29 protein-coding genes are annotated in these 26,387 nt (G+C 40.6%); 4 read left to right on the top strand and 25 right to left on the bottom strand.

Annotated elements, in window-relative coordinates; all coding sequences use genetic code 11:
* Positions 1-974 precede the first annotated feature (974 nt).
* Both cysK and NSQ91_RS15245 read right to left on the bottom strand, forming a co-directional pair.
* Complete coding sequence (gene cysK / locus NSQ91_RS15250; protein ID WP_076305077.1) at positions 975-1,907, bottom strand: cysteine synthase A; 933 nt, start codon at positions 1,905-1,907, stop codon at positions 975-977.
* A 112-nt stretch (positions 1,908-2,019) separates the two neighbouring features.
* Positions 2,020-3,042, bottom strand: coding sequence for a LacI family DNA-binding transcriptional regulator (locus NSQ91_RS15245; RefSeq protein ID WP_076129369.1), 1,023 nt, complete (start codon positions 3,040-3,042; stop codon positions 2,020-2,022).
* A 315-nt stretch (positions 3,043-3,357) separates the two neighbouring features.
* Here NSQ91_RS15245 and NSQ91_RS15240 point away from each other — a divergent pair, with 315 nt between their 5' ends.
* Positions 3,358-4,410 carry a 2,3-butanediol dehydrogenase gene (locus NSQ91_RS15240; RefSeq protein ID WP_076129368.1) on the top strand — a complete coding sequence of 351 codons (1,053 nt, stop codon included), beginning with the start codon at positions 3,358-3,360 and terminating at the stop codon, positions 4,408-4,410.
* Between the two features lie 686 nt (positions 4,411-5,096).
* Here the strand turns inward: NSQ91_RS15240 and NSQ91_RS15235 are convergent.
* Positions 5,097-5,693: a GNAT family N-acetyltransferase gene (locus tag NSQ91_RS15235; RefSeq protein ID WP_076305076.1), complete on the bottom strand. Its 597-nt coding sequence runs from the start codon at positions 5,691-5,693 to the stop codon at positions 5,097-5,099.
* Positions 5,690-6,370, bottom strand: a complete 681-nt coding sequence (locus NSQ91_RS15230) for an HAD family hydrolase (protein WP_076219101.1) — start codon at positions 6,368-6,370, stop codon at positions 5,690-5,692. The genes NSQ91_RS15235 and NSQ91_RS15230 overlap by 4 nt, the downstream gene beginning before the upstream one ends.
* A 129-nt stretch (positions 6,371-6,499) precedes the next feature.
* On the opposite strand from NSQ91_RS15230, the gene NSQ91_RS15225 reads away from it, so the two are divergent.
* Positions 6,500-6,994, top strand: a complete 495-nt coding sequence (locus NSQ91_RS15225; RefSeq protein ID WP_076129365.1) for a DUF6803 family protein — start codon at positions 6,500-6,502, stop codon at positions 6,992-6,994.
* 78 nt (positions 6,995-7,072) lie between these two features.
* On the opposite strand, the gene NSQ91_RS15220 is transcribed toward NSQ91_RS15225, so the two are convergent.
* Complete coding sequence (locus tag NSQ91_RS15220) at positions 7,073-8,521, bottom strand: MDR family MFS transporter (RefSeq protein ID WP_076302010.1); 1,449 nt, start codon at positions 8,519-8,521, stop codon at positions 7,073-7,075.
* Between the two features lie 153 nt (positions 8,522-8,674).
* Here NSQ91_RS15220 and NSQ91_RS15215 point away from each other — a divergent pair, with 153 nt between their 5' ends.
* Complete coding sequence (locus NSQ91_RS15215; protein WP_076185873.1) at positions 8,675-9,223, top strand: PadR family transcriptional regulator; 549 nt, start codon at positions 8,675-8,677, stop codon at positions 9,221-9,223.
* A gap of 60 nt (positions 9,224-9,283) precedes the next feature.
* On the opposite strand, the gene NSQ91_RS15210 is transcribed toward NSQ91_RS15215, so the two are convergent.
* The 4 genes from NSQ91_RS15210 to msrA form a co-directional block, all read right to left on the bottom strand.
* Complete coding sequence (locus tag NSQ91_RS15210) at positions 9,284-10,681, bottom strand: sensor histidine kinase (RefSeq protein WP_076305075.1); 1,398 nt, start codon at positions 10,679-10,681, stop codon at positions 9,284-9,286.
* Positions 10,678-11,385: a response regulator transcription factor gene (locus tag NSQ91_RS15205; protein WP_179086327.1), complete on the bottom strand. Its 708-nt coding sequence runs from the start codon at positions 11,383-11,385 to the stop codon at positions 10,678-10,680. Before NSQ91_RS15205 ends, NSQ91_RS15210 begins: the two co-directional genes overlap by 4 nt.
* Positions 11,386-11,483: 98 nt before the next feature.
* A complete protein-coding gene (locus tag NSQ91_RS15200; protein ID WP_076305074.1) occupies positions 11,484-12,674 on the bottom strand; it encodes a cell wall-binding repeat-containing protein in 1,191 nt (396 codons plus the stop codon).
* Positions 12,675-12,843: 169 nt separating this feature from the next.
* Positions 12,844-13,356: a peptide-methionine (S)-S-oxide reductase MsrA gene (gene msrA, locus NSQ91_RS15195; protein ID WP_076194248.1), complete on the bottom strand. Its 513-nt coding sequence runs from the start codon at positions 13,354-13,356 to the stop codon at positions 12,844-12,846.
* 161 nt (positions 13,357-13,517) lie between these two features.
* On the opposite strand from msrA, the gene NSQ91_RS15190 reads away from it, so the two are divergent.
* Positions 13,518-14,426, top strand: coding sequence for an aldo/keto reductase (locus NSQ91_RS15190; protein WP_076305073.1), 909 nt, complete (start codon positions 13,518-13,520; stop codon positions 14,424-14,426).
* Positions 14,427-14,762: 336 nt separating this feature from the next.
* On the opposite strand, the gene NSQ91_RS15185 is transcribed toward NSQ91_RS15190, so the two are convergent.
* The 16 genes from NSQ91_RS15185 to NSQ91_RS15110 all read right to left on the bottom strand — a co-directional run bounded on the left by NSQ91_RS15185 (position 14,763) and on the right by NSQ91_RS15110 (position 26,259).
* Positions 14,763-15,455, bottom strand: coding sequence for a class I SAM-dependent methyltransferase (locus NSQ91_RS15185; protein ID WP_076305072.1), 693 nt, complete (start codon positions 15,453-15,455; stop codon positions 14,763-14,765).
* Between the two features lie 108 nt (positions 15,456-15,563).
* Complete coding sequence (locus NSQ91_RS15180; protein WP_036678138.1) at positions 15,564-15,962, bottom strand: RrF2 family transcriptional regulator; 399 nt, start codon at positions 15,960-15,962, stop codon at positions 15,564-15,566.
* Between the two features lie 89 nt (positions 15,963-16,051).
* Positions 16,052-16,234: a hypothetical protein gene (locus NSQ91_RS15175; RefSeq protein WP_076194255.1), complete on the bottom strand. Its 183-nt coding sequence runs from the start codon at positions 16,232-16,234 to the stop codon at positions 16,052-16,054.
* Positions 16,235-16,253: 19 nt separating this feature from the next.
* Positions 16,254-17,336: a CHAP domain-containing protein gene (locus NSQ91_RS15170; RefSeq protein WP_256716588.1), complete on the bottom strand. Its 1,083-nt coding sequence runs from the start codon at positions 17,334-17,336 to the stop codon at positions 16,254-16,256.
* 76 nt (positions 17,337-17,412) lie between these two features.
* Entirely contained in the window at positions 17,413-18,102 is a 690-nt protein-coding gene (locus NSQ91_RS15165) for a hypothetical protein (RefSeq protein ID WP_076305071.1), read from the bottom strand.
* A gap of 1 nt (position 18,103) precedes the next feature.
* Positions 18,104-19,492, bottom strand: a complete 1,389-nt coding sequence (locus NSQ91_RS15160; RefSeq protein ID WP_076305070.1) for a serine hydrolase domain-containing protein — start codon at positions 19,490-19,492, stop codon at positions 18,104-18,106.
* A 116-nt stretch (positions 19,493-19,608) separates the two neighbouring features.
* Complete coding sequence (locus tag NSQ91_RS15155) at positions 19,609-19,845, bottom strand: DUF3977 family protein (protein WP_076129355.1); 237 nt, start codon at positions 19,843-19,845, stop codon at positions 19,609-19,611.
* Positions 19,846-19,875: 30 nt separating this feature from the next.
* Complete coding sequence (locus NSQ91_RS15150; protein WP_076129354.1) at positions 19,876-20,391, bottom strand: GNAT family N-acetyltransferase; 516 nt, start codon at positions 20,389-20,391, stop codon at positions 19,876-19,878.
* A gap of 150 nt (positions 20,392-20,541) precedes the next feature.
* Positions 20,542-21,198: a CatB-related O-acetyltransferase gene (locus tag NSQ91_RS15145; RefSeq protein ID WP_076219090.1), complete on the bottom strand. Its 657-nt coding sequence runs from the start codon at positions 21,196-21,198 to the stop codon at positions 20,542-20,544.
* Between the two features lie 184 nt (positions 21,199-21,382).
* Positions 21,383-22,159: a DUF817 domain-containing protein gene (locus NSQ91_RS15140; RefSeq protein ID WP_076135041.1), complete on the bottom strand. Its 777-nt coding sequence runs from the start codon at positions 22,157-22,159 to the stop codon at positions 21,383-21,385.
* A gap of 2 nt (positions 22,160-22,161) precedes the next feature.
* A complete protein-coding gene (locus NSQ91_RS15135) occupies positions 22,162-22,377 on the bottom strand; it encodes a helix-turn-helix domain-containing protein (protein ID WP_076129351.1) in 216 nt (71 codons plus the stop codon).
* Positions 22,378-22,387: 10 nt separating this feature from the next.
* Positions 22,388-22,870: a DUF2975 domain-containing protein gene (locus NSQ91_RS15130; RefSeq protein WP_038570783.1), complete on the bottom strand. Its 483-nt coding sequence runs from the start codon at positions 22,868-22,870 to the stop codon at positions 22,388-22,390.
* 208 nt (positions 22,871-23,078) lie between these two features.
* Positions 23,079-24,293, bottom strand: coding sequence for a hypothetical protein (locus NSQ91_RS15125; RefSeq protein WP_076305069.1), 1,215 nt, complete (start codon positions 24,291-24,293; stop codon positions 23,079-23,081).
* A 24-nt stretch (positions 24,294-24,317) separates the two neighbouring features.
* Positions 24,318-25,163, bottom strand: coding sequence for a hypothetical protein (locus NSQ91_RS15120; protein WP_076305068.1), 846 nt, complete (start codon positions 25,161-25,163; stop codon positions 24,318-24,320).
* Positions 25,160-25,846, bottom strand: coding sequence for an ATP-binding cassette domain-containing protein (locus tag NSQ91_RS15115; protein WP_076280707.1), 687 nt, complete (start codon positions 25,844-25,846; stop codon positions 25,160-25,162). Before NSQ91_RS15115 ends, NSQ91_RS15120 begins: the two co-directional genes overlap by 4 nt.
* The gene (locus tag NSQ91_RS15110) at positions 25,843-26,259 is read right to left on the bottom strand and encodes a GntR family transcriptional regulator (RefSeq protein WP_076129346.1); all 417 of its coding nucleotides are present in this window, start codon (positions 26,257-26,259) and stop codon (positions 25,843-25,845) included. The genes NSQ91_RS15115 and NSQ91_RS15110 overlap by 4 nt, the downstream gene beginning before the upstream one ends.
* Between the last annotated feature and the right edge of the window lie 128 nt (positions 26,260-26,387).

Genomic DNA, 26,387 nt, shown 5'->3' with positions numbered 1-26,387 from the left:
GGAGACGTTATTCTGTTTATTTGAGCGTTTGCGGCAGGCTATCGGACTCAGTTGCAGCTATTTACTCAAACCCCCACTGTTTATCCACAAATGTTGGCCAATAAGTGCTATACAGTCCGATAACGCAGCAAAATGAGATTAAATGGCGAAATAGCTGCAATACGGTCCGTAACACACTGAACTCTCTTAGCTACTTGAGATAATGGGAGTTTTGGATCCTTCTTAAACTTCTTAGTTACTTGAGGTACATTGGAGTTTTGGAATCCCCTGCTGGATAACACACTTTTCGCCGATTCATCGGACTCAGGAGACGTTATTCTGTTTATTTGAGCGTTTGCGGCAGGCTATCGGACTCAGTTGCAGCTATTTGCTCAAAACCACACCACTTATCCGCAAATGTTGGCCAATAAGTGCTATTCAGTCCGATAACGCAGCAAAATGAGATTAAATGGCGAAATAGCTGCAATACGGTCCGTAACACCCTGAACTCTCTAAGTTACTTGAGATAATGGGAGTTTTGGATCCTTCTTAAACTTCTTAGTTACTTGAGGTACATTGGAGTTTTGGAATCCCCTGCTGGATAACACACTTTTCGCCGATTCATCGGACTCAGGAGACGTTATTCTGTTTATTTGAGCGTTTGCGGCAGGCTATCGGACTCAGTTGCAGCTATTTGCTCAAAACCACACCACTTATCCGCAAATGTTGGCCAATAAGTGCTATTCAGTCCGATAACGCAGCAAAATGAGCTGAAAAGACGAAATAGCTGCAATACGGTCCGTAACACACTGAACTTCCTTGGCTACTATACAAAATGGGAGGTTTGGAATCCCCCTTAAACTACTAAGTTACTTGAGGTACCCGTTATCTGGAGATATACAGCCAATACTCCAACAACAAAAAGGCTCAGCCTATAGCTGAACCTTTTGCTTGCTTTTTAAAGCCAATTCCTTGGATCTAGCGCTCATGTTCCGTTAAAAATCAAACAGCGTAGTGGTTAAGTAACGTTCACCGGTATCCGGCAGAATCACCACGATGGTCTTGTCCTTATTCTCAGGACGCTTAGCGATTTGTGTAGCTGCGTAAACAGATGCTCCGGAGGAGATACCCACCAGCAATCCTTCTGTTCTCGCAAGAGCACGTGATACGCTATAGGCATCATCATTTTTCACCTGAAAAATCTCATCCACCACTTCATTATCGTAATTCTCCGGAATAAAGTTTGCTCCAATGCCCTGAATCCCATGTCCCTTAGGACGGCCTCCTGATAAAACAGGAGAGTCAAACGGCTCGATGGCGACAATTTGGACTGCGGGGTTCTTTTCTTTCAACGCTTTCCCAACACCCGAGATAGTGCCTCCAGAACCAACACCCGCTATGAAAATATCAACATCTCCATCGGTATCCCGCCAAATCTCCTCTGCTGTAGTCGTTCTGTGTATTTCCGGGTTCGCAGGATTGCTGAATTGTTGGGGAATAAATGAATTTGGAATTTCCGCAGCTAATTGTTCTGCCTTTCTTACAGCTCCGCTCATTCCTTCAGTTCCCGGTGTTAACACAAGCTCAGCACCTAATGCCAGCATTAATTTACGGCGTTCAATACTAAATGTATCTGGTAGGACGATGATCAGTGAATACCCTAAGCTAGCAGCTGCAAAAGCAAGTCCTATCCCAGTGTTTCCACTAGTAGGCTCAATAATGACAGAATCTTTATTAATGAGACCTCTCTCTTCCGCATCTTTGATCATTGCATATCCAATACGATCTTTAACACTACCTGCAGGATTAAAAGATTCCAGCTTGGCAAGAACCCTTGCTTCTACGTTTTGGGTTTTACTATACTTTGAAATCTCTAATAACGGTGTATTTCCAATCAGATCGGTTAAGCTCTTATAAATATTAGCCATAATGATCCGCACCTCATTTCTTAATTTCCAATCAAATTACTCTGTATTAAGTCTAGCAGGATTTAAAGGATTTACAACCTATTCATTCTTAGTAGTCGCAAACTTGAGGCCTTTAATTCGTACTACGTCTAACCGAAACACTTGACTCTCGCACGATTAATCGCGGATCAAGCTGCACCCTTTGATACTCCCCGGTAATATTATCCTGAATACGTTGCAAAAGAAGCTGTGTGGCTAATCGTGCCACTTCATTCCCCATGATCGAGACCGAACTAATCTGCGGACTTGTAATGGTTGTCCATGAGTTATTATCTACCCCAACCACCGCCACATCTTCTGGAACACGAACGCCTAATTCTTTAAAACGATTCACAATACCTATGGCCACCATGTCATTCACTGCATAAATAGCATCTGGCATATGCGTCAGGCTGTAGAAATAGTCAGCGGCTTGTAGTCCAGTTTGCAAGGAAAAGTCTTCGCCAAAATATACAAGCGAAATATCCACTTGATTTAAAGCTTGCTGATAAGCAAGATAACGATCTTCAATAAGATCTTTTTGTGCCCCTGCATATGCAATCCTAGTACGACCGATATTGATTAAATGCTCCATCACTAATTGTCCTTCAAAACGTGACAAACTAACGATGTCAGCTTTCACATTTTCTGTGATTCTTTTCCCGTAGTTAATGATAGAGACCGGAACACTCGATTTATTAATTAACTCTACCATGGTCTTTGGATAAGCAAGAGGCATGATAATGAGTCCATCTACATGTAATTTTTTGACCTCACGGATTGTTTCGAGCTCAGTCCGCGGGTTGCCAGAAGTATTAATCTGGATTACCCGATAGCTATGTTGTTTGGCGGCTTGCTCTACGGACCAGGCGATATCCGGAATAATTGCGTTGCGAATGTCAGGAACGGCCAGAGCAATTTGCTTCGTTTGGCGGATTTTGAGGCTTTGCGCAGAGGTATTTGGAGTGAAACCCATCTCCTCAATCACTTGCAGTACCAGCGCCTTGGTCTTGGAACTAATTCCCTCTGAATTATTAATGGCTCTTGAGACAGTAGCAATACCTACCCCCGCCCGTTTCGCTACATCCTCTATGGTTACTTTGTTTTTATTAGCCACTCTGATAGTCCCCTTATTTCCGGAATCGTTTTCGTATTTATCTCTATTCCACTCATCTAAAATCAAAATTCCAATGTATAGATTATAACATAATAGTACATAGAAGAATACTTATCTCAACGACTAATGTGAGCCTAAAGGCTTGATATAACTCTGTTTTAGTGAAATATTTCACTAATTTTCAATATTAATATTTTCATTATTTAAATTTGACAATATGAAAATTATGTGACATATTTGTTCTCGGAAACGTTTCCTCTTTTCCAGAAATAAAACACTATTTATTATCAATTATTAATCTAGGAGATGAATGATATGCAAGCATTAAGATGGCATAACGTCAAAGATCTACGGTTAGAAACGATTGAAGAACCAGCAGCCCTTGAAGGAAAAGTGAAAATCAAAATCGAATGGTGCGGAATTTGTGGCAGCGATCTTCACGAATATGTAGCCGGTCCTATTTTCATTCCCCAAGGAACAGATCATCCCCTTACTGGTGAAAAAGCTCCAGTCGTAATGGGACATGAATTCTCTGGACAAATCGTAGAAGTAGGTCAAGGCGTTAGCAAGTTTAATGTTGGTGATCGCGTCGTCGTAGAGCCTGTTTTTGCATGTGGTGAATGTGTGGCTTGTCGACAAGGTAAATATAATCTTTGTGAAAAAATGGGCTTCCTAGGTTTGGCTGGTGGTGGCGGTGGATTCTCAGAATACGTCGCAGCAGACCAACATATGGTGCACAAAATTCCAGACAGCTTATCCTATGAACAAGGTGCTCTGGTGGAACCTTCTGCCGTTGCTCTACACGCTGTTCGTTCCAGTCAACTGAAGGTTGGAGATAAAGCTGTAGTATTCGGTGCTGGCCCAATAGGTTTGCTGGTCATTGAAGCTTTGAAAGCATCCGGCGCAGCTGAAATCTATGTAGTAGAACTTTCCGAGGAACGTAAGAGTAAAGCTGAAGAACTTGGTGGTATTGTAATCGATCCTAAACAATATGATGTGGTCGAAGAAATTCAAAAACGTACCGATGGTGGCGTAGATGTTGCGTTTGAAGTGACAGGTGTACCTCCCGTTCTAACCCAAGCCATTAATTCCACTAAATTGAGTGGACAAATCATGATCGTTAGTATTTTCGAAAAAGATGCTACGATTACTCCAAACAATATCGTACTTAAAGAACGCAACTTAACTGGTATCATTGGTTACCGTGATGTTTTCCCAGCTGTAATTAGCTTGATGGAACAAGGGTACTTCCCTGCTGAAAAACTTGTTACTAAGAGAATTAAACTAAATGAAGTGATTGATCACGGGTTTGAGGCTCTTTTGAAAGAAAAAAATCAAGTGAAAATCCTTGTAAGTCCTAAACAATAACCATAAGCAGCCTATTGGCTGAATCATAAAAGAAGGCGCTGCTCCAAGCAGCTCTTTCTAGAATTTGTAGCGGTCTCTGTTATTAAAAAACAACCAGGCAGCGATTCTCCGGGAATTGGAGTATCACTGCCTGGTGTTTTTGATCTGTGGGGGGTTTAAGCAAATTCATGGGCAAATCCTTATACCCTCTGACTTAACTCGCTTAATCATCCGCTGATCCACCAAGTATATTCATCCTCACTAAGCAGGAGTTGCAAGTCTGATGCCTTGAAGAAATCCTTTCAGACAGAACGTAGCTTCCGGTGCATTCCCTCTTGTTATACTTCTAGCACCTAATTTAAAGGATTCGAATGAGATAATGGAGAGTGATATAGGGTAAATGTGAAATAACTGTATTCTGTACACTTATTCCGTGTGCAAAAGTAACTATTCTTGTTTTAATTGTATTCTGTACAATTAAAACCCTGAAAATCCACCTATAAGAAATTAAATGAAGAATATAGATGTACTAAATACAGTTATATCTATGCCCCGACCAATTAAGGAATTATAGTTGTACAAAATACAATTAAACGCTCACTCTGCTTTAACAAATTGCTTCCGTCATCACTCTGATTCATCAATTATAGATGAAGTGTAGCTCCCTATGGAACGGCCCCTAGCCCGTTTGTTTGCTTCATCTATACTTATGCGTATTTATCATTTATCAGATAATGCAGATTCTCTTTTACAGCAGGCCATTCGGTATCCAATATGCTAAAGACCACATTATCATGAATCGATCCGTCAGACTTGATTCTATGCTTACGCAGAACCCCTTCTTTAACCGCCCCTATTCGTTCTACTGCTCTTTGTGACCTCAAGTTGTTCGCGACCACTGTAAATTCTACGCGGATCAGCTTTAGTTCTTCAAAACAATAGTGTAGGAGCAGCGACTTGCCTTCTGTGTTCACACTAGTTCTCCAATAGTCTGGTGAGATCCAGGTACATCCAATTTCAGCGTTACGATGAACCAAATCCGGATGCATAATACGAGTGGTTCCGATAATTCGCTCCATTGCTTTATCAATGATAGTAAAGGTAATTTGTGAACCGTTCTTTTGATTCGCTAAAGCTGTTGAGATTAATCCTTGCACCTGCTCGTCCGACGTTATTTTTCGCCAGGTAAATTCCCAGATGTCTGGATTTCTTAACACTCTCGCCAATCCTTCTGCATGACTTTCATCTATTGGAACCAGCTTAATCGATTTCCCGTCAAGCAGTTCTGTATTCATAACATTCATTTGGTACACCGTTCTCTCAATGAAATATGCTGAATGATATCTGCAATTTCTTCCACACGAAAGGCGATATGGTCTGCTCCGGCTTGTTCAAGCTCTTCCTTGGGACCATAACCAAAAGTCACTCCAATGGATTCAACACTACAGCCAATAGCACCGATGATATCATGCTTACGATCCCCTATCATTACCGCTTCCTCTGGATGTATGTCATTCTCATCAAGCACGTACTGAATAACCTCTTGCTTCTTAGAACGGGTACCGTCCAGATTACTTCCTCCGATATGTTTGAAATAATGATCGAGCTTATAATGCTCAAGAATCTGTGCTGCAAAAACAGTCGGTTTGGAGGTTGCTACATACAATGAGTATCCATTCGTCTTAAGTCCCTCCAGCAATTGGGGTATACCTTCAATCACCATATTCTCAAATAATCCCGTGGCACTGTAACGCTCCCGGTAAAAAGCAACCGCTTGAAGCGCTTGTTCCTCAGTGAAATGGTGCAGCTCGATAAATGAATCATATAACGGAGGACCTATGTAAGGAAGAAGCTCATCCAAATGCTCGATCTGTATATCAAATTTGTTCAAAGCGTATTCTACGCTTTTGGTGATGCCTTCTTTGGGGTCTGTTAAAGTACCATCTAAATCAAATAAAATGTTTTGTAATCCTCTTCCCACGGTTGTCTTGCTCCCCTCGACTGTTATTATTGCATATATTTATCATACCTTCGTTTCCACATACTTTCCACATACTTCTCGAATACGATAAGTAACTGAAGCTATTACATATTATCGGAGGAGTATCTTATGAACATGACGCATTACATGTCTTTGCTAGCGGACAACCAGCCTTGGAATTTGATTATATTCATGGCCATCCCCGTGATTTTTGCTGAGACGATTACCATTACAGAGTTTATTATTTTGTTCACCAAGAATCTAACAGGCCCACTACGATCCTTCAACAAAGTCTGCAGCATACTCGCAGGGATATATTTCACAGGTGTATTTCTCTACTTGTTCCCAACTGCGTTTATTCCTTTGTCTGTGAATGGGGAATGGCACACATGGGTTGATATCGTAGCCGTGGGCTTCTATTTAAGCGGAGTACTCTTCTTATTGCCACTGGCTTTGTTAGATCTTGGTCTGATTGCCCGTAAACGATCGGAAGAGCACAAGATGAAGCTGCATTTTCTGCTTATTAGTGGATTCTTGGTCGTGGCGCATATCGCGATGATATTCGGGATGATTAATCCGGAAATTGTAGGGAGTATGGGTGGAATGGGCGATATGATGCATTAAAGTTTATTAACAAAACGTAATCTAAGACAAAAAGCAGATCAAGGATAAACCCTTGATCTGCTTTTTGTATCGTACCGGTTATCCTGCGTTTTGTACAGTTACCACAGTACGCTTCTTGCGTAATAAAAACATCAGTGGAAATCCAAACAACACAATAATGGAACCCACCACGAAAACATCATTCACCCCCATCGTGAACGATAGTAAACGTATCGAATCTGTATTACTTGCGCCGGAGCTGATCAACTCTTTAGAGTGGAGTAAAGATCTACTCGACAGCAGGGAGGTGAATACTGCTATCCCAAGTGAACTTAACACATTGCGGACCCAGTTATTGATCGACGTAGCATGCCCAGACCATTCGACGGGAATTTCCTCCATTGAGGCTGTACTGCTTGGAACATTGGCTAGTCCAATGCCGAGATTACGAACGACCATCGCCCACATAATAAAGCTATAAGATATGTTCGTTTGCAGCCGACTAAGCATGAATAAACCGATGAATATAAATAAAATACCCGCAGAAATCAACTTCACAGGTCCGAACTTTGGATACAGCTTACCTACGATTGGACTCAGCAAGGCAAGGAGGATCGAGGACGGCAATAAAATCAGCCCTGTTTTAAGCGTTGTAGCCCCTTCTACCGTTTGTAAGAACAAAGGGGTTAAATAGGTTCCGGCATACATCGCAATCGTAACCAAACTATAGATACTTAGCATGGCGGTAAAACGGCGATTACGGAATACACGCAAATTCAGCAGAGGTACCTCCGCCTTCAGCTCGCGCAAAACAAACAAAACTAACAACACAACTCCCAAAAGGATTAACGATAAGGTTTTCCACGAAGTCCATCCCCAGCTATTGCCTTGGCTAAATGCAGTTAATAATGATAAACTACCGAGGACAACGGTAAGGAAACCAGGAATATCAAATGACTTCGGAATATTCATTCGATAATATGGAATTAACGTTAGGGTTAGAATAACAGCTATGATTCCAATAGGGATGTTAATTAAGAATAACCAATGCCAGCTGGCATATTGGAGCAGCCACCCGCTAAACGTTGGTCCTATGGCTGGCGCGACCATCGCGGATAGCGACCAGAGGCTTACTGCAAAAGGTCTGCGCTCTCCCGGTATTACTTGAAATATGATGGTCATCGTACAAGCCATGATGAGACCGCTGCACGAACCCTGAAGCATCCGAAATACAATTAATGATGTTGGATCCCATGCCAAAGCACAAAGCAAAGAGAACATGGTAAATCCCATCAAGGCGAAAAGATAAAGCCTTTTATAGCTGAATCTTCCTCCGAGATATCCCGCGAGTGGTGCGGTTACTCCTGTCGCCAGCATAAAACCGGTGACCATCCATTGCATGGTGTTCAGACTCGTATTGAAATGATCCATTAAAAGAGGAACAGCAATGTTGATCGTCGTTGTACTTAAGACAGAGACGAAATTTCCGAAGAATATGGCAATCATGATCGGCCAAAAATGTATTTTGCTTGCTTGATTTTCTTCCATGCTTCCCCTCCTCATTATTTTTTATATGTCTACTTTTACATATATAAGGTGACTTGAATAATGTTATAATCGTATGATCAATATGTCAATGATGACATATCCCCGAAAAATTCAATGAAAACGGATTTATAATAACTGGAGGGCTTTATAGTAATGAATACACTGTCTTATGGACTTCTAGCTTTACTTAGCGCTAACTCATTGTCTGGATATGAATTAACTCAGAATATCAAGCCGCTCTGGCGTGCTGGACATAGTCAAATCTACCCTCTATTAATGAGCATGGAGCAGCAAGGTTATATCACCTTTAAGCTCATTGAACAGACCGATAAACCGGATAAAAAAGAATACTCCATTACGAAAGCAGGACTGGAACAATTGCGGCAATGGGTGGAAACTACTGCAGAGCCTCCGGTGCTGCGGGATGAGCTGCATTTTAAGCTGTATAGCTTATGGCTATCCAACCCGAAAGAAGCCAAGGACCTATTGCTAAAACGTGCAGAGTTTTGTAAAAGTGAGCTGGAGCGATACAAGGTTTTGCTCAAAGCAAACGAAGTCTTGCGTGATGAACGCGGTGAGACTCGTGAGTTAAAAGCCACCACTTTTGGACGTTATTTACTGATCCGCAAACGTGTGCTTGATATGGAGAGCTCTATACAATTCTGCGAATGGGCACTTGAAGAGCTTGAGTCGAATCAATAACATTATAAACAAGCAAAAAAGAGACCTCATTTTGTATCGGAAGTCTCTTTTTACTTACATTTATTCGGATTTAGATAAATTCAATAGTTGCACCTCGCAACGAGTACCCGCTCCAGGCTGACTCATCATTCGAATCTTGCCTCCATGCAATTCCACCAGCTTTTTAACAATGGAAAGTCCCAGACCTGAACCTCCGTATTGTCTTGAACGTGATTTCTCTACCCGGTAGAAACGTTCGAAGATATAGGGAAGCTCTTCCTCAGGAATACCTATTCCTGTATCTTCAACTATTAGAGTTGCAGCATCCGCTGTAAATTCCACATGAACAATAATCTCGCCTTCATCCGTATAACGAATTGCATTTTCCAGAAGGTTCATTATAATCTGTTCCATACGTTTTTGATCTCCACGGATCATATACGCATCTCCGCTAAGCTGAAGCTTCAGCTGTAACCCCTTCTCTTTTGCTTTCAGTTCAACTCTGCGCACGGCTTGTTCCGTTAGCTGACTGAGATCGATCCACTCTTGGGTAAGTGTAACCTTTCCTTCCTCCATCTTTGCCAGTTCAAATAAATCATCCACCAGATGCTGGAGCCGATGTGCTTCCTGATGAATGATATCCAAGTATAGATCCCTTTCCCCCTCGGTCTCGTAAAGCCCATCTTTTATAACCTTGGTGTACCCCTCCAAATATGTAATGGGCGTTCTCAGCTCATGTGAGATATTTGCCAGAAATTCCTGCCTTGTATCCCTGTATCGTTGCAGATCGACAGCCAGATCATTTATGGCCGCAGCCAAAAAACCAATCTCATCGGTACTACGTATAGAAAGTCTCGTTTCCAGCTCGCCAGCCGCGATTTTCCGGGTTGCCTTTTGCATCTTGATCAGAGGTCTAGACAAAATCATGGCGATCACACCAGTGATCCCTAAAGCCAATATAAAAGCCCCCATTCCTGCAATCAGCAGGAGGTTCCGGATGGAAGCCAAAGATTGCTTCATACTCTCTGTAGAGGACATTACATAAAGTGCAGACTGAGTTGTATCCCCCTCCATTATTGGTTTTCCAATGATAAAATAAGAATATCCAGCAGGATCTTTATACTCAAAATCAACACTTTTCCCAGCGAAAATCCTACTAACATCCGAAGCATGGATGAATGAACGATCCAAACGATCATGTACACCCGAGTGGAGTATCACATTGCCATCCTTTGAGATATTAAAGATACTGACATCCGAAAATTCTGCAAAGGTACTCATCATCTGCTCGTTTGAACTATCCTGCGATTCCGCCATTCCAATAAAATGTGAGGTGAGTTCCTCCGTCTCTTTTTGCATCTCGTTGTAATAAAAGTTTGTAAACATCCGCTCTATAGTAACTCCAAGGACAAGCAAAACAACTACAAAAACAGACATAATAACAAAACCAAGCTTAAGTCCGATGATGTTATTTTTCATACCTGATTACCGGGAGCATGAAATTTATAACCTAATCCCCACACCGTCTGAACCGGATTATAGGCTAGCCCTGCTTTATGTAGTTTCTCGCGGATATTCTTAATATGGGTGTCAATAACACGATTCTCCCCCTCATAATTATTCCCCCATAATCGCTCCACCAGTTCTTCTCTCGTAAAAACCCGGGTAGTATTTTGCGCCAAAGTGGCCAGTAGATCAAACTCCTTGAGTGTGAATTCAATGGATGTATCCTGAATATGTACCTCCCTAGCTTCTGGGTATATTTTAAAATTAGGGTATGTGAGCACCTTTTCCTGAGGTTGTTGAACAAAAGTAAGTGTTGAACGCCGCAGCAGAGAATAAATCCTAGCCACTAATTCTTCCGGCTCAAACGGTTTAGTAAGATAATCATCTGCACCTATACCGAGACCACGTACCTTATCCTTGGTTTCAGAACGTGCGGTTAGCATTAGAATTGGGATAGAGCTTGTCTCCCTCACCAGCTTGCAGACCTGCCAGCCATCCATATCCGGCATCATCACATCCAGCAAGATTAGGTCAAAGCTGTGTTGTTTCAACAGTTGAAGTGCCTCATGACCCGTTGACGCCTCTTTTGTAGACATCCCTTCTTTACTTAAATAAATCCGCAATAAATTCCGCATGTTCCATTCATCATCTACGATCAGTATCTGTAGCTTATTCAAACCGTTCACCCTCTTTATGACCTAGTTCTTCTCATTATACAAAAAAAAAACAGAACAAGCCGACATCATCCCTAAATGATGCCAGCCTGTGATGATGGTTAGTGGCCGGAATGCGTATTGCCTCCTGCAGCAGGTGAGATTTCTAGCATGTCATCGATTTCACTTTGTGCTCGCTCATTTATTGTAGGGTTATCTCCAGTTATCCAAGCATGATTGTAAGGACCTTCTGCTGGTGAATCTTGAAATTTAGGTTGAAGCTCCATCATATACTCCATTACTGAATCTGGCAGCCCGTCTTTTTCCGTAAAAATAAGCGGCGCATGTTTCCCCAAATGAGAAAAAGGCGCAGCGGCGATAGCTATCATCGTTGAATCCGTGGTTAACAAAGACAGGTTATGACCGGGTGTAGTGATTCCCCAGCCGAATCCGTTATTGGCATCCTTAAAACTTGCAAAAGCTATAGCGTTCTTAAAAACATCTTCTCCAGCTATACGGGTAACTGTTCCGTATTCTTTTAATTGCTTTTCTACATCTGCTGAGACAATGTCTTCTGGTCCGAGGATGTAAATGGTTGCGCTACCTCCACGTTCTTTTAAAGCCTCGACCGTTGAATTAGGAATTTCGTCTTTGGTTACAAAGAGAAGAGGTTCAGGCATATGTGCGATCCAATTCACTGCTGGCAACGTGTACTCAGGGCTATCCATAGAACCAATAATGACCAACTTTGGAAGTTCACCCGCTGCTTTGGCGTAATAAGTATCTATAGCCTGAGCTACTGCCGCTGGCTCATCCCCTTCTATCCGGTCTACTTTTAAATCAATGGCCTTTAATTGTTGTTCGACATTGGATGCCATAGGCCCAACAAGCACTACCTGAACCCCTTTATTGCCTTCAGCACCTATTGGATTCAGTCGCTTAAGTTCAGCGAGAGTAACCTCAGGAACCCCTTCTTTTGTAGTATACAGTACAGGCCCATTACTGGGATGATGAATCAAATCTGCACTAACTGCGGCGATCTGCCAATTACTCACATCCGTCAAAACTACACTTGAAGGTCTATTATTCTTTGTTTGCGCAGTCCATAAAGTCTGAGAAACTAACACTGCGGCTTGAATCGGATCTGAAGTGTTAATACGAGTAGTATTCTTCGTAGCTATCCATGGTTGCTCCACCGTTGCAGAACTAGCTTGCGAATTAACCTTAGATGGAACATTATTGCCTGATTGGCAGCTTGTTAACACTGTACTCAAAAGCAAACTAACGGCAACAAATGGTATGATTTTTTTCATCCTAAACCCTCCTGTGTGATGTTCTCGCTTGATTTAGAGTAGTTTAGTCTACAAATGTGTGGAAAGTATGTAGAATTTAAAATAAATAAAATTTGTATATAATGCAAAAAGAGCATCCCGTAAGCCATGAATGACTCAGGATGCTCTTGGTTTAAAGTTTTTTCAACACTTACCAGTGTTTAGCGATAAAAGTATCCCGACCGGATTGCTCCCGATCTTCTTTGTAGTGCTTGGGATTCTTATGATGATAATCCTGATGATACTCTTCTGCACGATAAAAAGTTGGCGCCGGAAGAATTTCCGTAACGACTGGACCGGAGAATCTGCCGCTGACCGCAACCTGTTCCTTCGAGGCAAGAGCTGCTAAACGCTGTTCTTCATTATAATAGAAGATCGCTGTCCGGTACTGAGTTCCTCGATCCTGGAATTGCCCACCATCATCGGTAGGGTCAATCTGAGGCCAATATAATTCAAGCAGCTTCTCGTATGAAAAAAGCGCTGGATCAAACGTAATCTGCACAACCTCGTAATGCCCCGTTGTTCCGGTTTTGACTTCTTCGTAGGTTGGATTCTCAGTTAACCCTCCCGCATATCCCGATACAATTCCTTGAATGCCTGGTAATTCCTCAAACGGTGTCACCATGCACCAAAAACATCCGCCTGCAAACATCGCTTGTTCCATATGATCCAATCTCTCCCTATCTATCTTCATCTAATAAATAATATATGCTATGACGATAAAGCCAAAAGATCATAAAGTCAATGGAAGTCCGAAGCACCATTAGAATTCAATTCTCCAAAACGTTATAATATAACAACAACAGAAGTAGAAAGGAATGCGCTATGAGAAAAAATCGTTTAGGACAATCTGATTTGTATGTTAGTGAGATAGGACTTGGCTGTATGTCTTTGGGTACGGATGAGGCGAAAGCCATTTCCATTGTTCATGAAGCACTCGATCAAGGAATCAATTTTGTTGATACAGCAGATCTTTATGATGAGGGCCGTAATGAAGAAATTATTGGCAAAGCCATTCGTCAACGTCGACAGGATGTAATCCTGACCACAAAAGTTGGCAACCGCAGAATTCCCGGCTTAGAAGGCTGGAGCTGGGATCCTTCAAAAGCCTATATTAAAAATGCAGTCAAAGATAGTCTTAAACGGCTGCAAACCGATTACATTGATCTATACCAGCTGCATGGCGGCACTATTGAAGATTCAATTGACGAAACGATTGAAGCTTTTGAAGAACTTAAGCAAGAGGGTCTTATCCGCTATTATGGGATCTCTTCTATTCGTCCTAATGTAATTAGAGAATATGTGAAAAAATCAAATATCGTAAGTGTTATGAGCCAATATAGCATTTTAGATCGACGTCCTGAGGAAGAAATCCTTCCTCTGCTAGCTAAGCATGGAATTAGCATGATCGCACGCGGGCCTTTAGCAGGGGGCATACTGTCAGAGCGTGGTCGCAGCAAAGCCGAGAAGAATTACTTAGATTACAGTAGTGAGGAACTTCTGAATTTGCATGATCAGCTTTCGCAGGAAACTAGTGACTCGCGCAATCTTGCACAAACAGCGCTTCATTATCCACTAGCTAATCCATCTGTAGCCGTTATTATTCCTGGGGCAAGCAGTCTGGAGCAATTAAAAAGCAATGTAATGGCTGCTGATGTAGCTCCACTCACTTCGGAGGAACTTGCAGACATTCAGCGGATAAGCAAAGCAAATCGTTACAAGCTTCATGTATAGATTAGTCACTTTCGTTAAAAACAATGGGGTGTCCATAGCCATACAATGGCTGTTGGGCACCCCCTCCTTTTTGAAGCTACCTGATCGCTGAACTAATCCTTAAACTTGGTTTAATTAAGTACTAATCACACTTATGAATCGCACTATAGGACATAGTTGACCTTATACGCTACTTTTTCCTATATTAAGGGTGCTCGCGGACTCCATAGCCGCTATGAGCATGATAATCACCATATATCACCCTCTATTTAAGGAATAGCAGCACTGGAGTCCGAAATCATGCTCCAACGCCTAAATATATACAAATAACGTCATCTGGGTCCGAAAGTATTCAAGTCACTCCGCGTGACACATCCAGCCTGCCATAATTCCAGTAGAATAAAATCGAGTGATTCTTGTGAAGCCTGATTCTTTCAATAACTCTTCAATTTGTTTTTCGGGAAGGAAAGAAATTTTCGTAATATTGTTACTTACATTATCAAACGCATCGGGAGATTCATACCCTGCAACCCAAAAGCTTTTCCATACGTTTATTCTGTCGTGGAGTTCAGGATCATCCAAATCTCCATATGCACTTACGAGAACAAATGGAGCACCCGGTTTCAGATTATCCTTTATGGAGCGTAGCAATTTCAATTTTTCTTGAACATCATGGATGAAATGAAGGACCAAAATACAACTTGCCACATCGAACTTTGAGTCCTGCTGAGGAAGATCATCGATTGTCCCAGAAATCAGACTGACACGGCTCTCTAAGTCCAGTTCATCTATCTTTAATTTCGCGATCTTAAGCATATCTTCCGAAGGATCCACTCCAGTAAATGTCCAGTTTGGGTTAGATGGCCCCCATGCCGAAAATTCATTTCCTCCGCCCGCACCGACCACGAGCATAGATACAGGGATGTCACCTAACTCGAAGCGAAAATAAGATTGGATCATCGAAAATAATGAATCATAAGAGGGAATCGAAATATGAGTGGTTTTTTCATAGGTCGCCCTCTTGGCATTTAATTTTTGCTCTTCAGTCATTGTAATCATCCTCCATTGTTTTAAACTTCACATTTTAGTATCAAAACCCACATTAAAGTCATTACGGATCTATATTGTCTCTAATACCCCCGAAAAAAGAACGGATCTTTACTCCGTCTTCATCGTTTTTGCCAAATCTGCAATTTTCGTGTTCTCTAAGTACTGCTCCATCTGTCGCTCAGCGTCAATCACAACCTGTTGAATCAGACATTCACTTCCGTGATCTAGACTGCATTCAAAAAAGGAAGCCGTTCCTTCGATTGCATGGATAATATCCAAAAAAGAGATTTCTTCCGACTTGCGTCTGAGACGATAACCACCATTAGCACCAGGTGCAGATTGAATCAATCCAGCCTTCACTAGCTTAGTCATCATTTTGGACAGATAGGTTTGGGAAACACCTAGCTTCTCAGCAAGCAATTGAACACCCACCGGCTTATCAGACGCCACCGTCACCATATAGAGCATTGCATGAAGTGCATAATCTGTCGCTTGGGAATATTTCATTCAGCACCTCCATTAACGACTTTAGAAATCTATGATAACTCTAACATTGCTAAAAGGCAAGTATGTTCGCTTTTTAAAAGAGAAGAAGCTCAAGAATCTTTGTCCCAAGCTGGCTCATTTTTTGCTTCAAAAGTAACGATAAAAACCGGAGTTTTATATAGATGTTTTTGCTGTTGCAGCGTATTTTTTTCCAGAGCTTGTTCTGAAAATAATTCAAAATTAGGGTTAGACATTAATAAATACTCAGCCATAATATTCTTAACTGTGATCATCCGAATGAACTCCCCTCAACTAAATTGGAGTATACTCACCACTAAACTCAAATTCATAGTCATTAGCGATACGGATATAGCCATATACGCAATGCCAGCGATCTCTGTAGAAAACACTGAAATAATTCTGATTATCCCTATTTCCTTCAGCAACTAAGATCTCCTTGTCATCGCATGCTAAAACAATACCTGTATGATCGTGAGGGTCATTAGTTAGCAATTTTTCATAAATCACAATATCACCACGCTGAGGAGTAAACCCCTCTTGCCCGTCAAAATAAAAAAATGCGGTCTCAGGTAGTTGCGCCCACTCTAACCAAGCCCCTACGCCAGCTAATCGAAAATCAGCATTCGGATATCGAATCGGCAGCAGAAATCCAGCTTGCATACAGCAGTAATATACAAATGCTGCGCACCAATTGTTTTGTAATACTTTATAAATCGCTTGGTCAGGCCAATATTTACAGATTTCTCGATATCGTTCGTTTCCTGGTATTCCAACAATGTTTTCTTTTCCAAATGCTTCAGCAATAGTAGCTAACTTACCTCGTTTATCCGTAGGCTGGTGAACTTCAGCCCCGCTACTGTAATCTAACTCCTCCAAAAAATCCTCTGGAATCGTCATTTCACGAAGTACATTCCGAAGCCTATTCGTGTCCTGTTGTGTTACATTACATCCCCTATTCTGCAAGTGTAATTGTAGAACTTGAGCATCCTTTAGAATCTCTTCATAGGGACCCTGAACTTTATTTCTGTCCCCTTGATGGAAGATCGCCTTTAGAATTTGAGTCAGCTCTTCTTTGGTAAACATATTCAAGTCTCTTAATAAAGGCCTTACGGTATCAGCACTGTTGGGACCTGGAAATTCCTTGACTCCGGTTTTGAAGAAATAATAATTATGAAGCAGTCCTATAATGGCTGCCAATTCCTGATTTTGTTCTCTTTTCATGGCAAGCAATGAAGCGAAACTAGACACTCCGTACAGGTGAACACACGCTTCCTGTTTCCATTGTTCGCTACCTATAGACATGATCATTTCTTGAACAAGCACACGCACACTATCGAGGCGCTGGTTCACTTTTGTTATCAGTCGTTGAGTCACTGGAAACCTTCCCTTCTGTTACTACTCAGCTGTAATAATATTAAAGCAAATAACTCACATATTTATTTTTATCAATTCATTCCCTAAAGACTACCTTTTTCTGTCCATCCTTGACGAACTCCACACCAAAATAATCGGTATTACCGTCCGCCCCGAATTCAGCGATCCGAGCATCAGGCTTACTCTCAAAATAAATGTGATGTTTAATATTAGATCTTGGTAACAAGGTAATCTCTTGCGGCTGAACCTCTGCGAATGACCAGATCCCTTGAGGATTACCGTACTCTCGAAAGATTGGACGGATCATAACGGTTTCATTTTGCCCGCCATAGTTGATTAGCCTGATTGTACATTGAACCTGCACAATATCCTCTTGAGTACCGTACATACAGTGCGAATCTTTTTCCAGAAAATCCACAACTTCAATTCCATCATTGTTCATATTCACAAGATAATACAATCGTTCTGTTAGAAATGGATATAATATAATGAAAATGATGATAGCAAGCAAAACGGTTCTGCCTACATATTTTTTATAACACTGTCTAAAGTGCTTTATAGTTAAACTCCCACTGAAAATTAACAAAATGATCCCGAATATTGCTGAATAATGTAAACCATGGTTTGTCGCAGGTTCGCTCCAAGGCGGAATTCCAATGGTTCTGAAGAGGTAATCCCCAAACATAGTACCCTGATGTGTGATTCCCACAAAAACTAAAGAAAAAAGCAAAAATAAAACAGCTATCCAACCTTTACCCTTGGTCATTTCATCCCTCCCAACCAATAACAGTTATGTCTTCTCTATCCTCTAAGGAAAGATTCCTATGCATATGCAGTTCAATTTTTTTACCGCTAAAACTCAAAGTGTAATCAACTACGTAAGGGGTTTCAATGTAATTTACCGTGAGGATTAATTTGGAATCATCATATTGCCAGCTTGCAGATGTACAAACTTCCTGCTCACTAAGGGATAAGTCTTTAATAAATAAACTTTTTGCATGGGTAGGCCTTAAAAAATCGAACGGAAATTCATCTAAATGATCGTCGTAAAGTAAAGAAAAACTAAGGTGCTCATCTTCAAACTTCAGTGTTAATTCTTTGATTTTATGCTTATTATCTTCAAAGATATAAATTCCACTGTACGATCTATAATCTACTTTAACTATCCTGTTTACTAAGGAGGTAAATGTAGGAGGTTTTATAATGTTAGATGCAACCGTTGGCCAATCAAAGTTCAGTAATTTTGCATATATGATATCTAAAAAATCCTGTAACTTCTTCATCTCGGTAAAACTTGAAGTTGCAGCAATCACAATCTCTTGACTCGGATCAATGAAACACAATTGACCAAAAGCTCCATTCCCCATCTTACATCCATTCCTGCACATAAAGAACTGATAACCATATCCGTTTGACCAGTCAGCCTTATTTTGTCCCCAACGATTATCGCTTTGTTCATTTAGCGCCAGCTTTAAATAATCTTTCGAAACAATTCTACGACTATTGTAAACCCCTTGATTGAGGAGCATCTGGCCAAATTTCGCGATTCCATCTGTTGGTATGCTTAGTCCCATTCCACCAGCAACAATTCCTAACGGGCAAGTCTCCCATTCTGGTCTTTCTATGTCCAATGGCGTAAATAATCTTGGCATTAAAAAATCAACAAGATTTTCTCCAGTCGTCTTTTCGATAATAGCCGAAACCATATAAGTGGCGTGTGTATTGTAATTGTAATAACTTCCCGGTTCATCTTCTACGTCCAAAGCTAAAAAGGCACGAACCCAATCATTTTGCTTGGCTATCGCACCATAGATACTATTGTTATGTCCTGTATTCATGGAAAGAAGATGATGTATCGTCATCTTCTCTAAATTAGGTGAAATTGAGCTAGGAAGCTGATCCGGGAAAAAAGAAACCACTTTATCCGTTAATTCAAAATAACCGTTATCCCATGCTATGCCTGCTGCAATAGATGTAAAGCTCTTACTTAGAGAAAATAAAACCTGGGGAACGTTTTTGCGGTACGGTTGACGATAAAACTCGGTAATAACTTCTCCCTTACGTAATAGCATAAAAGTATTAACCGGTAAATCAGATCGTTCAAGTTCTTCATAAAACTTAGACAGCGCTTGGGTCAAATTCTCTGGATTATCCATTTAAACCTCGCTTGTCGTTATATTTTGAGTTTTTAATAATTCTCAGGTAGAGCACTAAGTCTCGTGTCAGGTCTCCTCCATTTGTTCATTTAGACGGCAACCTTGTCATACTTAACCTAAAGACTTGTTATACCAAAAATAATCTTCAACGTTTTACGACTCTTCTTACATATTTTCAAGCCTTGTTTTAAGTCTAGAATGATTACAGTTTTGCCAATCCAAATCCTTAAATATAATGAGCGGAACTTTACCGGTTTCACTATGCCTTTTTCTTCATATTCCGTTCCATCCTCTAACTCCGTTTCAGTTCTAATAAGCCATGTATTGCCGAGACCAAATTCGATATACTTCAGAATCTATCTCCCCCCGTACATGAGCTGCTTTTATTGCTCAATAGTTTTTATAAGATAAAGGCAGAGATCATCGTCCACACAAACATGTGCCCCAGGCTCAACAGGCTTATTATCGTACATGATTCCCCGCCCATCAGGGATAAAACCACGCTTTATATACATCCGTTGTGCGGTTCCATAGTCAGCGTATAATCCAAATCCAATACCAATAGTATTAGATATAGTAAAAGCATCTTTTTCAAGAGCTTCAATTAATACACTTCCTACCCCACGTTTCCTAAATGGCGGGATGACGTCAAAGTTTTGAATTTCAGGTATATTATTCTCTGCAAAATAAGGATATTCCGACCTGAATACCACATGTCCCCATCCAACAAACTCATTTTCACAAAAAGCTAAAAGTGTAACTCGCTTTTCATTTTGATTTTCTTGCCAACAACGTTGGACATAATCAAGAGGTTGGCTTACGTCATGCTCAGATAACCCCGTATGTATAATATCAATATCGTTTTGTGTCATTCGACGGATTTGTAAAGGTAAGGCCATAATATAATTTCCTCCTAACTTATTAAATGAGTCCATTCCTATATTAACATACTAATTAGGATTAATCTGGTAAAAAACAATTATTGTTAAACGAACCTGTCAGATAAAAGAACAGGCTGCCGAATATACCGGCAGCCTGTTCTGATTTTGTTATTTTTTTATTTCTTTAAGGTAAAAGTCATATAATTGATCAATAGATGAACTGGAAAAGATAGACGTGGCTTGTTCAATTTTCTCACGTTTCCAATCGAACCAGCGCATTTCCTTTAACTTTTCGATTTCTTGATCTGTAAACCGTTGCTTGATCACTTTAGCAGGATTGCCGCCTACTATCGTATACGCTGGGACATCCTTTACAACAACTGATCCTGCCGCAACAATAGCACCTTCGCCTATTTTCACACCGGGCATAATCATTGCATTCATCCCAATCCAGGCATCACTAGCAATGATTGTATCCCCTTTGGATTCGTAAGAGTTTGCAATCTGGTCTACAAAAGGATACACGGTAATCCATTCAGGATGATGATTGTGATTCCCACCCATGAGAATAATTACACCACTAGCAATACAAACATAATTTCCTATACTCAATTTATCTAAATGCCAGCCATAATCTTCACTGGGATTAAACAACTTTCTTGATTGTTCATCACCCCAAAGGTATCTGACACACCCATCTTCAAAATCAAGATTATCGTAATAACCAGAGTAGTAAGAGTACTCTCCTACCTCTATCATTGGGTTGGTGACAATATCCTTTAAATACTTAGTTTCAGACCAGTGGCTAAACTGATGTTGTTTCATTTTCTTTCCCTCGCTTCTAAGTAATGTAATTCATTTATACTTAGAAGCTTGATGCAGTAGCGACATTCTTAAACCTTTTCAAACGACGAACCATCGTCCTCATCCTTTTCCTAATTGATGCCGTCATTGTAACAAACGAATGATTTATTCGTCAAATCAACCGTATTGTCCGAACTCAGCTCAATTATGAATTTATCGGATTACGGCTAGCCTTAACATGTTTAAGCTGGGCAACTATAATGACGCTAATGATCACTAGAAGGAACCACGAACTGATCTTACTGAAACTAACCAGTTGCCACGTTTGATATTGATCAGGATATTTCCATGCATTAAAAAATGTAGCGATATTTTCAGCTAACCAGATAAAAAATCCTACAATAAAAAAGGCCAGTGTCAAGGGCATTCGATAGGTAACCGTCCGTACCCTATAAATGATCCATGTTTTCCAGAAGACAACAACCACAAGCGCTGTCAGCCACCAACGAAAATCAGGAATGAAATGATGTGTGAAAAAATTTAAATAGATGGCTCCTCCCAACAATCCCGCTGAAGCAAGCCCAGGCCAACCGGTCATATCCATTTTCAATCTTCGCCATATCTGGCACATAAAGCTTGCGACACTTGCATACATAAATCCACTATAGAGGGGTACACCAAACACCTTCGTAAACCCTGGCTCAGGGTATGCCCATGAACCCATCTTTACCTTATAGATTTCCAGCAATAAACCAATAACGTGGAACACACAGATTACTTTTATTTCATCCAGTGTCTCTAATCCAGTACGGTACATGAGGTACTGCACTGTAAGCAGTATTAGAAGAATGGCATCATAACGGTAAAGAAAAGGCATTTCTATTATGTTAGAAAGAGCTAAAGTCCCAAAAATCGCAACAGGAAATATGCAACTCATCGCCTGATGATATCCGAAATGCAGTAATTGTGTTATTGACTTCATTCTTATGTTTCCTCATCATTTTTGTATTCTAATAGATCTCCAGGCTGACATTCCAAAGCCTTACAAATTGCCTCTAACGTTGATAATCGCACCGCTTTTGCTTTTCCATTTTTCAATATAGAAAGATTAGCCATTGTTATTCCAACTCTCTCCGAAAGCTCAGTAACACTCATTTTTCTTTTAGCCAGCATCACGTCGATATTAATTATAATCGCCATTGTTTTCACCTCAGACAGTTAAGTCATTTTCTGATTTTATATCAATAGCTTCTTTTAAAAGCTTTTGTAGAACTGCAGCAAAAACGGCAATCACCATGGAGGCAAAAATGATAATCAAGCCGATGACTATAATCCCTGGGGCATCATCTTTCTCCGCCATGAGGTAAAAGAGTGGCATACCAACTACATACAAGCAACTGATGATGATTGCACAATATTTTATTTTCTTTAAAACCTGCACAGACATTTCCGAGAAAGCATTGTTTTTGTCAATATAGCCTAACAGTTTAAAAGCTTGATACAGTGCAAAGTAAAAAGGTATCGCCGAGGCATACAAATCAATGGCAATGAGATATTTCAATAAACTATAATCCGGATACAGTTCTGCTGCGAAACTCGCTATTTCCGGCACCACAAATATGCACAAAGCAAGCACCGGGATACCAATAAGAATAACCGCTGCCCTTAAAAAAAGTGTTGATCCTCTTTCCATAAAAAACACACCTCACAGATTTATTGTGAATTGAATTTATCACATTATTTATCGTTTTACAATATATTTTAATCGATATACAGTGATTATTGGTTGTTTTATAATTTTCGACTAAAAGGCCGAGCTAATTGACTATTAGAAGTCATTAGCTCGGCCTTGGTACCTTTTCATATCTCATTATCTCTATTTTTTTATTCTACAAGTAATTCTAATACTGACCAAGATCGATAAAATTCAAATCCATGTTAGCTTCATCTTCAGCCTGATTTGCAGCCTCTGTAGATACTGCTTTTCCTTCGTATTCAAGGTTACCGCTTGTCAAATTGAATACATATAGACGATTACCTTTGAAGTACTTATTACCCATATTCTTATAACCCACAATATAGAGATAGTCTTGTTTAAAATCATAGGTAATGTTTTCACTTAAATCTATATCTGTATTCTTCAGAGTAGTCTCATATTCTTTACTCACGAGATCGTAAGAAATAACAGTAAATCCTATATTCTCCTTACCCGATACAGCTTTTTGCAGGAAATAAATTTTCTGTCCATACGCATTCATAATATTATTCAATAACATTTCATGCCCTTGGAACGCGAGCGGCGAGATTTGTCCTGTTGCAACATCTACTTGATATGCCTTTTTATGATTATCTTTACTAACTGTTAAAATCCATTGATCCGAGTGATCCAGATTTTGATTGGCTAACCTAACGAATTGATTATCCCCATTTGCTGCTTCAGATTTAGCTCCTGGTAATACGAGCGGCTCATTCGTAATCTCCTTTGTTGTTAGATTAACACGGATAATCTGCGGTTCAGTTACATAACCTTTGGCGCCGTGATTCAAAAACACCATTGCAACAAGCTCTTGATCAACAAGCTGTACATTTTGTACATAGATATCTGAAACATCATGATCCACATTGATATCGGATCTGATTTCCTGCGTATTATCTTTTTGCTTATTAAGCACAGAAATACTGAGTCTAGCATTTTTCTTCGCTGATGGATCATTTGATTGCTGCTTATCTACGGTCCAATTCACGTAAGCAAGCATATCCTGATTTTCATAGAACCCAGCTAAGTTCTTCTTCCCACGCATGAACTGACGATGCTGATCCCTCCATTTATCCAATTGTGTATTCACTGGTCTTCGGTTTAAGCTTTGGCTGATCGTTAACTTTTCATCTGGATAATCTGTACCATTTGTAGTGATATTAGCTCGTTTGATGCCAAAAACACTACCCTTAGTCAGATAATTTCCGTATAAGGCTATACCTTCAACGAGAGAAGCATCCCCTTGAACCATCGTCAGCTTATAATTAGGTAGTGTCTCTTGTGAGGCCTGTACATAATACGTCCCGATTGTAACAACCGAGAACACTACAAGAACGACGGTAACCATATATTTTCTCATTCCCTAACCTCCATACCCCTTCAATTATACCGATATTTTCTTACGCAATAGATACAAGCTGTACCAAAGCGAACCTCCAGCAATAATCACTATTAATCCGAGACAAGCACCTATGATTTCTCCGGGATAAAAGTAGCTATCATATCTGCTATAACCCATAAGATAGGGTATTGAGGCTAATCCAGCTAGAACCGCTAAGTATAATAAGATAAAGCCGATCCCTTTCAGTCTGTAGCTCCGCTCCATTAGAATCGCTGTGAACAAGGCGATCAAGCCCGTAATGCCCAGTCCATAATATAGAACAAACTCAGAAAAGTAGGGCGGAACCAGAACTTTAAGCACAGTAGAATACTTCAAATAATCAAATACCGAGATGTTCCGATATAGTTCAGCAGGAAGAATCGACTGTGCTATCAAACGCTCCAGTGGCACAAGCACAATTTGCAGGGCAACAAGTCCAAATGCGAATAGCAAGATCGTAACCAGCTTGGCAAAATACAAATTCGCCCGATTGGATGGCAAGGTGAGCAGGCGATATACTATCGTATTTTTACCTCTCCAGTCACGGTACCAGATGAAGCAGCTATATATTAGCAACACTGTTATGCTCAAAAATATGGGTCCGAAATATAGAAGTCCATTATAGCGAGCATACAGCATACTGTTTAGCTGAATATATCCAGTCACATTGTGATATTGCTCAAGCGTCCATTGATTCACTCTCATTGCCTCATTCGCAGAATCCAGCCAATGATTAGCACCGATGGTGACTGCTGCAAGCTGCAAGGCAACTGTCAGCACCATGAGTCCAATATATATTTTGGCAAATCGGTTCATTTCAAAATTCAATAGCTTCACAAAAGCTCTCATTTCATGTACACCTCTCTCATTACGTCCGTAATGGACTTACCTTCCTGCTCGCGAACTTCTTCACAGTAGAATTCACGTTCTACCTTCCCGTGCTGTAGCAAGACCGCTTTATCAATTAAATGCTCAATATCGTTAATTTCATGAGTTGTAATAATCACACCACGATCCTCGATCAATTCACTCGTGAACACATCAGTAATTTGCTCGCGGCTGAACATATCAATTCCCGAGAACGGCTCGTCCATTAGAATGTAATCACAATCCAAGGCAAGTCCCAGCAACAAATTCACCTTCGCAGCCATCCCTTTCGACAATGAGGATACGCGATCTGAAGAGCTCAGTCGGAAGAACTTAAGCATTTCCTTTGCACGTTCAGCGTTCCAATTCCGATAAAAGTCAGCCATAAAGCTCAAGCAATCAGCAATTCGCATATTAGAGGGCATCGTTAACGAATCTGGAATGAAAGTGATTTTCTCATACATCGCAGGTGTTAGTGATACATTATCGATTAAGACTTCCCCTTTGAATGGTGTCAGTCCCATGATGGACTTCAGCACTGTTGACTTCCCGGCACCATTGATTCCGATCAGGCAGGTAATCTCTCCCTTGGCAGCAGTGAAGCTAACACCATTTAGTACCTTCTTGAATCCATAATTCTTCACCATCTGATTCACTTGGATCATCTTGTGTCACCACCCTCTGGAGATAACTTGCGCTCGGATGTATATTTTGTCTTTATGATCTCTACCAGTTCTTCAACTGGAATTTGAATATTCTGAATGGAGCTGATGAATATATCCACTGCACTTTCGATTAATTCAGCTCGAATCGAGTTTAGGATTTGTTGATCCTGTGTAATTCGGCTCGGGGAATTCCCTTCTGTTACGATCAAACCCTGTTCCTCCATTTCCTTATATGCCTTCTGCGCCGTGTTCGCATTAATCTTCATTACTGATGCCAGTTCACGCCGTGAAGGAATTTTGTCTCCCGCTCCGATTTGCCCTGTGGCGATCTGTTCCTTGAAATGACGCACAACTTGAATATATACCGGCTCACGAATATTAAAGCTGACGCCTGATTTCTGTTCTTCTGTCATACAACCAACTCCATATACTAAGTGTGTGTACTAAGTGGTTCATACATCTCATTTATGTACTATACGTGTAATACACTTTTGTGTCAATAGTTCAGATTTGAGCAAAAAAAAAACTGCCTCTCGGCAGC

Origin of the sequence: Paenibacillus sp. FSL R7-0048 (assembly GCF_038004505.1) — a bacterium.
GTDB lineage: Bacteria > Bacillota > Bacilli > Paenibacillales > Paenibacillaceae > Paenibacillus_AQ > Paenibacillus_AQ odorifer.
The sequence above is the reverse complement of the archived record's forward strand: the minus strand, read 5'-3'. Positions and strand labels throughout refer to the sequence as shown.